Genomic DNA, 11,328 nt, shown 5'->3' with positions numbered 1-11,328 from the left:
AGGTCGGGCAGGTCGGGCAGGTCGGGCAGGTCGGGCAGGTCGGGCAGGTCGGGCAGGTCGGGCAGCACCATGGTCCCCACGCCCTCGTCGGTGAAGATCTCCAGCAGCACCGAGTGGGGCACCCTGCCGTCGAGCACGTGGGCCCGTGGCACGCCGCCCCGCACGGCGGCCAGGCACGCCTCCATCTTGGGGATCATGCCGCTTGACAGGGTGGGCAGGAGCTTCTCCAGCTCGCCGGCGGAGAGCCGTTCGATGATCTCGTCCTCGCCCGCGTCGGGACGCCAGTCGCGGTACAGGCCCGCGACGTCGGTCAGGACGATCAGCTTGGACGCCCCCAGCGCCACGGCGAGCGCGGCGGCCGCGGTGTCGGCGTTGACGTTGTAGACGGTGCCGTCGTCGCTGCGCGCCACCGAGGAGATCACGGGGATGCGCCCGTCGTCCAGCAGTGCCCGCACCGCGCCGGCCTCGACGTTGACGATCTCGCCGACCTGGCCGATGTCGACGGCGGCGCCGTCGACGAGGGCGTGCTTGCGCACCGCGGTGAACAGGTGGGCGTCCTCCCCGGACATGCCGATCGCGAACGGCCCGTGCCGGTTGATCAGGCCGACCACGTCGCGGTTGACCTCGCCGACGAGCACCATCCTGACGACCCGCATGGCCTCGGGGGTGGTGACCCGCAGACCGGCGGTGAAGGTGGACTCGATGCCGAGCAGGTCGAGCTGGGCGTTGATCTGCGGGCCCCCGCCGTGCACGATCACCGGCTTGAGCCCGGCGTAGCGCAGGAAGACGACGTCCTCGGCGAACCGCTCGCGCAGCCCCTCGTCGGTCATGGCGTTGCCGCCGTACTTGATGACGACGGTCGCGCCGTGGAAGGTCGCCAGCCACGGCAGCGCCTCGATCAGCGTGGCGGCCTTGGTCAGGGCCTCGGCGCGCCTCATGAGGAGTACGCCGAGTTCTCGTGGACGTACGCGGCGGTGAGGTCGGTGGTGTGGACGGTGGCGGTGTGCGGTCCCGCGGACAGGTCGACGGTGATCGTCACGTCGCGCGGGGTGAGGTCGACCTTGGAGCGGTCGTCTCCCACGGAGCCGCCCCGGCAGATCCAGATGCCGTTGATGGCCACGTTGAGCCGGTCGGGCTCGAAGGCGGCGTCGGTGGTGCCGACGGCCGAGAGCACCCGGCCCCAGTTGGGGTCCTCGCCGTGGATGGCGCACTTGAGGAGGTTGGAGCGGGCGACGGCACGGCCGACGGTCACGGCGTCGTCCTCGGTGGCGGCGCCGACGACCTCGACGGCGATCGCCTTGGAGGCGCCCTCGGCGTCCAGGATCAGCTGGCGGGCGAGGTCGGCGCAGACGGCCAGCAGGACCTGCTCGAACTCGGCGAGGTCGGGGACGGTGCCGGAGGCTCCGCTGGCCAGCAGGAGCACGGTGTCGTTGGTGGACATGCAGCCGTCGGCGTCGAGGCGGTCGAAGGTGACCCGGGTGACCCTGCGCAGCACCTCGTCGAGCCGCTCGGCGGGCAGGTCGGCGTCGGTGGTGATCACCGAGAGCATGGTGGCGAGGCCGGGGGCGAGCATGCCGGCGCCCTTGGCCATGCCGCCGACCATGTAGCCGCCCTCGCCCTTGCGGAAGGAGATCTTCGAGACGGTGTCGGTGGTGCGGATGGCGTCGGCGGCGGCCGTCCCGCCGTCCCTGGCGAGCTGGGAGACCGCGAGGTCGACGCCGCTCAGCAGCGGGTCCATCGGCAGTCGGTCGCCGATCAGCCCGGTGGAGCAGACCGCGACCTCCCCGGCGGAGTCGCCCAGCGCGCCGGCGACCCTCTCGGCGGTGGCGTGGGTGTCCTGGAAGCCGAGCGGGCCGGTGCAGGCGTTGGCGCCGCCGGAGTTGAGGACGACCGCGTGCACCCGCCCTCCGGAGAGAACCTGCTGCGACCACAGGACCGGGGCGGCCTTCACCCGGTTGACGGTGAAGACGCCCGCGGCGGCGCGCGAGGGGCCGTCGTTGACGATCAGTGCCAGGTCGCGGGCGCCACCGGACTTGATTCCGGCGGCGATGCCCGCGGCCCGGAAGCCGAGGGGGGCGGTCACGCTCATGGGGCGACTCCGTTGAGAGGAAGGCCGAGCTCTTCCGGCAGGCCGAGGGCGAGGTTGGCGCTCTGGATCGCGCCTCCGGCCGTGCCCTTGGTCAGGTTGTCGATGGCGACGACGGCGATGACGCGGCCGGCGCGCTCGTCCAGGACGACCTGGAGTGCGGCGGTGTTGGCGCCGAGGGTCATCGAGGTCGAGGGCCACTGCCCTTCGGGGAGGAGCCTCAGGAACGGCTCGTCCTTGGTGGCGGTCTCGTAGGCCTCGCGCAGCACGGCGGGGGTGAGGCCGTCGGCGGCGGGCGCGGTGCAGGTGGCGAGGATGCCGCGGCTCATCGGGGCCAGCACCGGGGTGAAGGAGACCGTGACGGGGCCGCCCGCCAGGAGGGAGAGGTTCTGCTCCATCTCGGGGGTGTGCCGGTGGACGCCGCCGACGCCGTACGCGCTGGCCGCGCCCATCACCTCGCTGCCCAGCAGGTTCGGCTTGGGGGCGCGGCCCGCCCCGCTGGTGCCGCTGGCGGCGACCACCACCACGTCGGGCTCGACGATCCCGGCGGCGAACGCCGGGAACATCGCCAGGGTGACGGCCGTCGGGTAGCAGCCGGGGACGGCGATCCGCCGGGCGGATCGCAGCTCCTCGCGGCGGCCGGGCAGCTCGGGCAGACCGTAGGGCCAGGTGCCGGCGTGGGCGCCGCCGTAGAAGTGCTCCCAGGCGGCGGGGTCGGAGAGGCGGAAGTCGGCGCCGCAGTCGACGACGAGGGTGGCGTCGCCGAGCGACTCGGCGACCGCGGCCGACGCCCCGTGCGGCAGGGCCAGGAAGACCAGGTCGTGGCCCGCGAGGTGCTCGGGGGTGGTCTCCAGCAGGATCCGGTCGGCCAGCGGGGCCAGGTGGGGCTGGTGGGCACCGAGGGCGGTACCGGCGCTGGAGGCGGCGGTCAGGGCGCCGATCCCGATGCCGGGGTGGGAGAGCAGCAGGCGCAGGAGCTCACCTCCGGCGTAGCCGCTGGCACCCGCGATCGCCGCTCTCATGCGTCCCCCTCGGTGGCTGTATGTTCATGCAGTGGAGCTCATGAAGTTACTAGAGAGATTATGCATGTCCCGGGATTTCCATGCAACTCCTCAGGGACATCACACGCCCTGCCCGTCTTAAAAAAGGTACAAATAGCCTAAAAAGGTCTTTTTTTCCGTTGCAATTCGAGTCTAGGGACGACCGGTGATGTTCCGGCTCTGTTGCACGTACCTACCGGTCGGTATCGTGACGTCACCGGTCCCTCCGCTTCGGGGAGTAGAACGCATGACCATCAGCCATGACCACGTCCAGGCGCAGCTCACCGGTCCCGGGCAACTCTTCGAGCTGGAGGAGGTCACGAGCCACGGCGGGACCGTCAAGACCTGGAAACACGCGCCCAAGGACTTCCGGGCGCTGCTGGAGATCAGCAGGCTCCACGGCGACAAGGTCTTCCTCACCTACGAGGACGAGCACATCACCTACGAGGAGCACTACCGGCGGGCCTCCACCCTGGCGCGGCGCCTGGCCGAGGAGTACGGCGTGGCCAAGGGCGACCGGGTGGCCATCGCCATGCGCAACTACCCCGAGTGGGTCGTCTCCTTCTCGGCCGTGCTGGCCGCCGGGGCGATCGCGGTGCCGCTCAACGCCTGGTGGACCCCGCAGGAGCTGGAGTACGGCCTGACCGACTCCGGGGCCAAGGTGCTGATCGCCGACGCCGAGCGGGCGTCCGGCGTGGCCGGCGTGGCGCCCGCCCTGATCGTGACCCGCGGCGAGGTGCCCGAGGGAGCCCGCTCGTTCGCCGACGTGCTGGGCGAGGTGGCCCCCGACGCCACGCCCCCGCCGGTGGAGCTCTCCCCCGAGGACCCGGCCACGATCTTCTACACCTCCGGGACCACGGGCCGTCCCAAGGGCGCCCTGGGCAGCCACCGCAACCTCGGCCAGTCCCCCATGACCGTCGCCTACGGGATGTACCGCGTCATGCTCAGGGCGGGCGCGGACCCGGGCGCGGCGGCGGGCCAGCGCCGCGTCACCCTGCTCACCGTGCCGCTGTTCCACGTCACCGGCTGCTTCGCGGTGATGACCACCACCATGTTCACCGGCGGCGGCCTGGTCCTGATGTACAAGTGGGACGCGGGCCGCGCGCTGGAGCTCATCGAGCGCGAGCGGATCACCGGCCTCACCGGCGTGCCGACCAACGTCTGGCAGCTCCTGTCCCACCCCGACCTGGAGAAGTACGACGTCTCCAGCCTCAGCGCCCTCGGCTACGGTGGTGCCCCCGCCCCGCCGAAGCTGCTGGAGCGCATCACCGAGCAGCTCCCCAGCCGCGCCCCCTCCAACGGGTACGGCATGACCGAGACCACCGCGCTCGCCATCAGCAACGCCGGCGCGGACTACCTCGCCAAGCCCGACAGCATCGGCCTGCCCATGGCCGTGGTCGAGGTGAAGATCGCCGACCCGCTCGGCGCCGAGCTGCCCCCCGGCGCGGTCGGTGAGCTGTGCGTGCGCGGCCCCAACGTCATCCTGGGCTACTGGAACCGTCCCGAGGCCACCGCGGAGACCTTCGTCGACGGCTGGCTGCACACCGGCGACCTGGCCAGGATGGACGAGGAGGGTTTCGTCTTCATCGTGGACCGGGCCAAGGACATGGTCATCCGCGGCGGCGAGAACGTCTACTGCGCCGAGGTGGAGGCCGCCCTGTTCGAGCACCCGGCCGTGCAGGACGCCGCGGTGATCGGCATCCCCCACGACGAGCTGGGCGAGGAGGTCGGCGCGGTGGTGCGCCTGTCGTCGCCGGTGGCGCCCGGGGAGCTCCAGGCGTTCCTGCGCGAGCGGATCGCGCCGTTCAAGGTGCCGGTCAGGTTCTGGGTACGCGAGACGGAACTGCCCCGCAACCCCGGTGGCAAGATCCTCAAGACCAGTCTGCGCAGGGAGGTGCTGGGCCCCTGAGGCCCGGTGCGCCCGCCGGGCCGCGAGCCGCCCGCCCGCCTTCCGGACGGGCGGCAGGCGGGCGGCAGGCGGCAGGGCGGGCGGTCGTTCCACGGCGGGCGACCCGAGGCGGTCACCGCACGGAGGACCGCCCGGCCGGGCGGACGGTTCCCCGGTCAGCCGGGCGGCCGGGCGGCCGTAAACCGTTTGCCTCCGGGTCGGTCGGCGTCGAGACTGATTGTCCGTGTCGGAAAAACCTGATCGATCCTTGAAAACCCTTCTGCGCCATCTGTCGATGGACCTCAGCCCGCTGCGCGACTCCCGTGACTTCCGCCTGCTCTTCGGCTCCGGCATGATCACGATGTTCGGCACCTTCCTGACGCTGGTCGCCGTCCCGCTGCAGATGAAGGAACTCACCGGCTCCTACCTCGCGGTCGGCCTGGTCAGCGTGGCCGAGTTCGTCCCGATGGTGGTCTGCGGGCTCTGGGGCGGGGCGATCGCCGACGCGCTCGACCGACGCAAGATCATTCTTCTCACCGAGGTGGGCCTCTGCCTCACGGTCGCGATCCTGACCGTCAACGCGCTGCTCCCCGAGCCGCAGGTCTGGGTTCTGTACGTGGTCGGCGCGCTGTCCGCGGCGCTGGGCAGCCTGCAGCGGCCCAGTCTGGAGTCCCTGATGGTGCGCGTGGTCAGGCACGACCAGCTCACCGCCGCGGCCGCCCTGTCGGCCTTCCGGTGGAACCTGGGCGCCATCGTCGCCCCGGGCCTCAGCGGCCTGATCGCGGCCTGGTTCGGCGTCGCGGTGGCGTACGGGATCAACGTGGTGACCTTCCTGCTCTCCCTGGTCCTGCTCTGGGCGGTGCGGGCCCAGCCCCGCTCCGAGGAGGCCCCCGAGGCCTCGATCGGCGCGCTGGTGGACGGGGTCCGCTACGCGGTGAGCCGCCCCGACCTGATGGGCACCTACCTGGTCGACATCGCCGCGATGGTCTTCGCCTTCTCCACCGCGCTCTACCCCTTCCTCGCCGACGAGCTCGGCGCCCCCGAGGCGCTGGGGCTCTTCTTCTCCGCCTCGGCCGTCGGCTCGATGATCGCCTCGGTGACCTCGGGCTGGACCAGGTACGTGCACCGCCACGGCCTCGGCGTGATCGTCGCGGCGGCCGTGTGGGGGGTGGCGGTGGCGCTGGCGGCGCTGATGCCCACCGTCTGGGGCATCTTCGCCTTCCTGGCGGTGGCCGGGGCCGCCGACATGATCAGCGGTATCTTCCGCTCCACGATCTGGAACCAGACCATCCCCGACGAGTACCGCGGGCGCCTGGCCGGCATCGAGCTGCTCTCCTACACCAGCGGGCCGATGCTCGGCAACGCCAGGGCGGGCCTGATGGCCAACCTGGGCGGGACCCGCTTCTCCCTGGGCGTCGGCGGCCTGCTCTGCGTGGGCGCGGTGGCCGCGATGGCCGCGCTGCTGCCCACCTTCCGCGACTACGACTCCCGCACCGACGAGCACGCGGTCAGGGAACGCGCCCGCCGCGCCGACGCGGAGGAGGCCACCACCGCCTGACCTGCACCACCGGCAAGTATCCTCACCGAGCGGAATCCCGTTGCTACTGTGAGGGCATGACGGTCGATGTACGAAGCCCGGAGACGGATGTACGGAGCCTCGAGATGACCGGGATGACGGAGTCCTCTCTACCTGCATGGGCGTTCCCCCCGCCGGAGGGTTTCGTCGCGGAGGACCTCGATCGCATTCCGCGTTTGCCCGCACACACAGAGTTGATTGACGGAAGCCTGGTCTTCGTGAGTCCCCAGGCTCCTTTTCACACTCGCGCCATGTCTCTCCTGGAGGCCGGTCTTCGACGGGCCGCTCCGCAAGATCTTCGGGTGCGCCGGGGGATGAGTGTCGTGCTGGGCGCGCGACAGCGGCCCGAGCCGGATCTGAGCATCATCCACGCCTCCGCCGAGCAGGGCCTTGACCAGACCTTCTACCGGGGGCAGGACGTCGTGCTGGTCGCGGAGGTCGTCTCCGCCGAGTCCATGATCCGCGACCGCGAGCGCAAGCCGGTGATGTACGCCGAGGCGGGCATCGAGCACTTCTGGCTGGTGGAGAACCGGTCGGGGAAGCCGGCGGTCTACGTCTACGAGCTCGACCGGGTCGCCCGGTCCTACGCGCTCACCGGCATCCACCGCGACCGGCTCAAGGTCTCGGCCCCCTTCGAGATCGACGTCGATCTGACGGAGATCGACCGGCTTTAGAACCCCTGGGCCGCCCCGCCCGGGGCGCTCAGCCGGTCTCGCGCCAGCCCTCGTACTCCTCGGCCAGCGCGTCCAGGCGGGCCACGGCCTCCGGCGGCAGCGTCCCGGAGGGGTCCTCGACGACCACGAGCCACTGGGCGTCCTCGGCGTCGTCCTCGCCCGCGAGGGTCTCCCTGACCACGGCGGGCGCGTCCAGCGCCGGGAACTCCCCGGCCACGGTCTCGGCGACCTCGTCGGCGTCGTCGCGCTCGGCGAAGACCAGCAGGTGCCTCATCGTCCCCTCCCCGACCGGATCCGGCACGGCGTAAGGGGCCCGGGACTCCTCCCGGGCCCCTGGTGAACCGGTCAGGCGCCGCGCATCCGGGCGCCGGTGCGCTCGGCGGCCAGGGCCACGGCCGCGTCGCGGGCCGCGGTGGTCTCCTCCACCGTGAGCGTCCGGTCGGGTGCCCGGAAGCGCAGGGAGTAGGCCAGCGACTTGCGGCCCTCGCCGACCTGGGCGCCGGTGTAGACGTCGAACAGCCGGATCGACTCCAGCAGCTCGCCCGCGCCCTCGCGCAGCGCCGCCTCCACCGGGGCCACCGGGGTGGACGCCTCCACGACGAGCGCGACGTCCTGGCTCGCGACGGGGTAGCCGGAGATCGCCGGGGTCTGCGGCGGACCGGCCATCAGCGGCTCCAGCCGGGTCAGCTCCAGCTCCATCGCGCACGTGCGCGGGGGCAGGCCGTAGGCCTCGACCACACGCGGGTGCAACTCCCCGGCGTGGCCGACGAGCTCGCCGGCGGCGTACAGGGCGGCGCAGCGGCCCGGGTGCCAGGGCTCGTGCCGGTCGGCGCGGACCTCCAGGGTGACGCCCGCCTCGGCGGCCACCACGCGGGCCGCCTCCACGGCGTCCGCCCAGTCGGCCGGCCGCCCCCTGCCCCACCAGCCCGACGGCGCGAACTCCCCGGCCAGCACGACCCCGATCCGGAACGGCTGGGCCGGCAGCGCCGACTCGATCGAGGCCAGCTCCTCGGGCGTCGGCCTGCGGTCGACGCCCAGCACCGGGGCGATCGCGGGCGCGTCCGGGGAGGGCCGGTAGACCAGTCCCGCCTCGAAGATCGCCACGTCGCCCGTGCCGCGGCCCACGTTGCGGACCAGCGTCCTGAGCAGGCCGGGCAGCAGGGTGGTGCGCATCAGCGGCTCGTCCTCGCTGAGCGGGTTGGCCAGCCGTACGGCCGTCCGCCGCGCGTCGTCCGCGGGCAGTTGCAGGGCGTCGAAGTCACGCTCCCCGTTGAACGGGTAGGAGAGGATCTCGACGTATCCCGCGGCGGCCAGCGCGCGGCCGACCCGGCGGCGCAGGCGCTGGCCCTCGGTGAGGCCGGCACCCGCCGGGGCGGCGGGCAGGATCGAGGGCAGGTTCTCGTAGCCCTCCAGCCGGATGACCTCCTCGGCCAGGTCGCTGGGGTCGGTCAGGTCGGGCCGCCACGAGGGCGGGGTGACGCGCAGCATGTCGTCACCGGTGACCGCGAGCTTCGCGGCGATCCCGCCGTCGGCGACGTCGCCGGTGGCGGCGGTGCCGGCGGCCCGGGCGCCCCCGCCGGAGGCGCCGGACGCGGAACCGCCCGCCCCGGAACCGTCCGGGACGGAGCCGGGAGCGAGGCTCTCGACCGCGCAGCCGACCTGCTCCAGCCTGCGGATCACGGTCTCGCGGTCGTAGCCGATGCCCGCGACCCTGCCCGGGTACGCGCTCGGCATGGCGATGCGGACCGGGGCGACGTCCACCTCGGCGTGGGTGACGCCCGGCTCGATCGTGCCGCCGCCGAGCTCGGCCAGCAGCCGGGCCGCACGCCAGGAGGCCCGCAGCGGGAGCTCCCGGTCGACGCCCCGCTCGAAGCGCTTGGAGGCCTCGCTGACCAGGTTGTGCCGGCGCGACATGCGCGCGACGCCGCTGGGGGCGAAGTGGGCGGCCTCGATCACGATGTCGACGGTGGCGTCGGAGATCTCGGTGTGCAGGCCGCCCATGGTGCCGGCCATCGAGATCGCGCCCGAGGCGTCGGTGATCAGGACGTCCTCCGGGTGGAGGGCGCGGGTGACGTGGTCGAGCGTCTCCAGCGTCTCCCCGGGCCGGGCCCGTCGCACCACGATCTCGCCGGTCAGCCTGGCCGCGTCGAAGGCGTGCAGCGGCTGGCCGAGTTCCAGCATGACGTAGTTGGTGACGTCGACCGCGAGCGAGACCGGGCGCATGCCGGCGCGGGCCAGCCGCGCGCGCATCCACAGCGGGCTCGGCGCCGACGGGTCGAACCCGCGCACCTCGCGCAGCACGAACCGGTCGCAGGCCGAGGGGTCGGCGATCGAGGCCGGGTGACCGGTGCCGGCGGGCTCCCCGGCCCGCTCCGGCGGGGAGACGTCGGCCGGGTCGGCGAACGCCGCGCCGAAGGCGGTGGCGGCCTCGCGGGCGACGCCCCGGATGGAGAGCGCGTAGCCGATGTCGGGGGTGATCTCCAGCTCGATCACGTCGTCGCGCAGGCCGAGCAGCTCGACCACGTCGGCGCCGATCGGGGTGCCCTCGGGCAGCACGAGGATGCCGGGCGAGGACTCGGCCACGCCGAGCTCGGCCTCGGAGCAGATCATGCCGTCCGACAGCCGCCCGTACGTCTTGCGCGAGGCGATCTCGAAGCCGCCGGGCAGCACCGCGCCGGGCAGCGCGACCGGGACGCGGTCACCGGTCGCGAAGTTGGTCGCGCCGCAGACGATCTCGCGCGGCGCGGCCTCCCCCACCTCGACCCGGCAGTGGCGGATGGGCTTCTTGAAGCCCTCCAGGGTCTCGATGGCGACGACCTCGCCCACGACGACGTTCTTGATGTCGTGGCCGTGGGAGACGACGGACTCCAGCTTGAGCCCGGCGGCGGTGAGCTTCTCGGCGATCTCGTGCGCCGTGACGGCGGGGAGATCGACGTACTCCCGCAGCCATGAAAGCGGGACCTTCATCAGACCTCCATTCCGAACGGGAGCGTGAAGCGGACGTCTCCCTCGACCATGTCGCGCATGTCCTCGGCGTTGTGGCGGAACATCAGGGTGCGCTCGACGCCCATGCCGAAGGCGAAGCCGCTGTAGCGGGCCGGGTCGACGCCGCAGGCGATGAGCACCCGCGGGTTGACCATGCCGCAGCCGCCCCACTCGATCCACCCCTCGGACCTGCAGGTGCGGCAGGGCGGGTTGCCGGGCGTCGCCGAGGCGCCGCGGCACACGAAGCAGCGCAGGTCCATCTCGGCGGAGGGCTCGGTGAACGGGAAGTAGTTGGGCCGGAACCGGGTGGTGATGCCCTCGCCGAACATGACCTCGGCGAACCGGTCCAGGGTGCCCTTGAGGTGGGCCATGGTCAGGCCCTCGTCGATCGCCAGCCCCTCGATCTGGTGGAAGACCGGGGTGTGGGTGGCGTCGAGCTCGTCGGTGCGGAACACCTTGCCGGGGGAGATCACGTAGACCGGGAGCGGCCTGCCGAGCAGCGCCCTGATCTGGACCGGGGAGGTCTGGGTGCGCAGCACCTTGCCCGAGTCGACGGACTCCACGAAGAAGGTGTCGTGGTCCGAGCGCGCCGGGTGGTCGGTGGAGATGTTGAGGGCGTCGAAGTTGAACCACTCCCCCTCCAGCTCCGGCCCCTCGGCCACCTCGTAGCCCATCGCCACGAAGGTGTCGGCGATGCGCTCCTGCAGGGTGGTCAGCGGGTGCCGGGCGCCCCGGGAGGCGCGGCCGGTGGGCAGGGTGACGTCGACGGTCTCCTCGACGAGGACCCGCTCGTCGCGTTCGGCCTCCAGCTCGGCCTGCCGCCGCGCCAGGGCCTCGGCGACGGCCTTGCGGGCGCCGCCGATGCGCTTGCCCGCCTCGGCGCGGGCCGCCGGGGGCAGGACGCCGATCTCACGGTTGGCCAGGGCGATCGGCGAGCGGTCGCCGGCGTGCGCGAGGCGCACCCGCTTCAGTTCTTCGAGGTCACGCGCGGCCTTGACGGCCTCCAGCGCGTCGGCCTGCATGCGCGCCATCTCGTCGGCGTGCAGCGGGGTCACCTCGACCGGGTCGTAGTTTGACAC

Annotated in this window: 8 protein-coding genes and 2 pseudogenes; 3 read left to right on the top strand and 7 right to left on the bottom strand. The window is 72.6% G+C overall.

Features of this window, described 5'->3' with window-relative positions:
* The 3 genes from argB to argC all read right to left on the bottom strand — a co-directional run.
* Nucleotides 1–938, bottom strand: a 938-nt coding sequence (gene argB, locus AB0G16_RS20380; RefSeq protein WP_362806840.1) for an acetylglutamate kinase, incomplete at its 3' end; no start/stop codon positions are given.
* A complete protein-coding gene (gene argJ, locus AB0G16_RS20375; protein ID WP_362806837.1) occupies nucleotides 935–2,089 on the bottom strand; it encodes a bifunctional glutamate N-acetyltransferase/amino-acid acetyltransferase ArgJ in 1,155 nt (384 codons plus the stop codon). The genes argJ and argB, both read right to left, overlap by 4 nt.
* Nucleotides 2,086–3,108: an N-acetyl-gamma-glutamyl-phosphate reductase gene (argC, locus tag AB0G16_RS20370; RefSeq protein ID WP_362806834.1), complete on the bottom strand. Its 1,023-nt coding sequence runs from the start codon at nucleotides 3,106–3,108 to the stop codon at nucleotides 2,086–2,088. Before argC ends, argJ begins: the two co-directional genes overlap by 4 nt.
* Nucleotides 3,109–3,373: 265 nt before the next feature.
* Between argC and AB0G16_RS20365 the strand changes: the two genes are divergently transcribed.
* The 3 genes from AB0G16_RS20365 to AB0G16_RS20355 all read left to right on the top strand — a co-directional run bounded on the left by AB0G16_RS20365 (nucleotide 3,374) and on the right by AB0G16_RS20355 (nucleotide 7,264).
* On the top strand, nucleotides 3,374–5,035 hold the full coding sequence (locus tag AB0G16_RS20365; protein WP_362806831.1) for a class I adenylate-forming enzyme family protein: 1,662 nt from the start codon (nucleotides 3,374–3,376) through the stop codon (nucleotides 5,033–5,035).
* 247 nt (nucleotides 5,036–5,282) lie between these two features.
* Nucleotides 5,283–6,572 (top strand): MFS transporter, encoded by a 1,290-nt coding sequence (locus tag AB0G16_RS20360; protein ID WP_362806828.1) that lies wholly within the window; start codon nucleotides 5,283–5,285, stop codon nucleotides 6,570–6,572.
* Between the two features lie 56 nt (nucleotides 6,573–6,628).
* The gene (locus tag AB0G16_RS20355; RefSeq protein WP_362806826.1) at nucleotides 6,629–7,264 is read left to right on the top strand and encodes a Uma2 family endonuclease; all 636 of its coding nucleotides are present in this window, start codon (nucleotides 6,629–6,631) and stop codon (nucleotides 7,262–7,264) included.
* Nucleotides 7,265–7,292: 28 nt separating this feature from the next.
* On the opposite strand, the gene AB0G16_RS20350 is transcribed toward AB0G16_RS20355, so the two are convergent.
* The 4 genes and pseudogenes from AB0G16_RS20350 to pheS form a co-directional block, all read right to left on the bottom strand.
* A complete protein-coding gene (locus tag AB0G16_RS20350) occupies nucleotides 7,293–7,538 on the bottom strand; it encodes a hypothetical protein (RefSeq protein WP_362806823.1) in 246 nt (81 codons plus the stop codon).
* Nucleotides 7,539–7,609: 71 nt separating this feature from the next.
* Nucleotides 7,610–8,755: pseudogene (locus tag AB0G16_RS20345) on the bottom strand (phenylalanine--tRNA ligase subunit beta); the annotation flags it as partial.
* Between the two features lie 153 nt (nucleotides 8,756–8,908).
* Nucleotides 8,909–10,231 (bottom strand): annotated as a pseudogene (locus AB0G16_RS20340) (phenylalanine--tRNA ligase subunit beta); the annotation flags it as partial.
* The gene (gene pheS / locus AB0G16_RS20335; protein WP_362806870.1) at nucleotides 10,231–11,280 is read right to left on the bottom strand and encodes a phenylalanine--tRNA ligase subunit alpha; all 1,050 of its coding nucleotides are present in this window, start codon (nucleotides 11,278–11,280) and stop codon (nucleotides 10,231–10,233) included. The pseudogene AB0G16_RS20340 and the gene pheS, both read right to left, overlap by 1 nt.
* Between the last annotated feature and the right edge of the window lie 48 nt (nucleotides 11,281–11,328).

Origin of the sequence: Streptosporangium sp. NPDC023615 (assembly GCF_040640155.1) — a bacterium.
Classification (GTDB): Bacteria; Actinomycetota; Actinomycetes; order Streptosporangiales; family Streptosporangiaceae; genus Streptosporangium.
The sequence above is the reverse complement of the archived record's forward strand: the minus strand, read 5'-3'. Positions and strand labels throughout refer to the sequence as shown.

Coding starts and splice junctions, on each gene's coding strand:
- argJ (WP_362806837.1), bottom strand. CDS start 2,089: ATGAGCGTGACCGCCCCCCTCGGCTTCCGGGCCGCGGGCATCGCCGCC.
- argC (WP_362806834.1), bottom strand. CDS start 3,108: ATGAGAGCGGCGATCGCGGGTGCCAGCGGCTACGCCGGAGGTGAGCTC.
- AB0G16_RS20365 (WP_362806831.1), top strand. CDS start 3,374: ATGACCATCAGCCATGACCACGTCCAGGCGCAGCTCACCGGTCCCGGG.
- AB0G16_RS20355 (WP_362806826.1), top strand. CDS start 6,629: ATGACGGTCGATGTACGAAGCCCGGAGACGGATGTACGGAGCCTCGAG.
- AB0G16_RS20350 (WP_362806823.1), bottom strand. CDS start 7,538: ATGAGGCACCTGCTGGTCTTCGCCGAGCGCGACGACGCCGACGAGGTC.
- pheS (WP_362806870.1), bottom strand. CDS start 11,280: ATGGCGCGCATGCAGGCCGACGCGCTGGAGGCCGTCAAGGCCGCGCGT.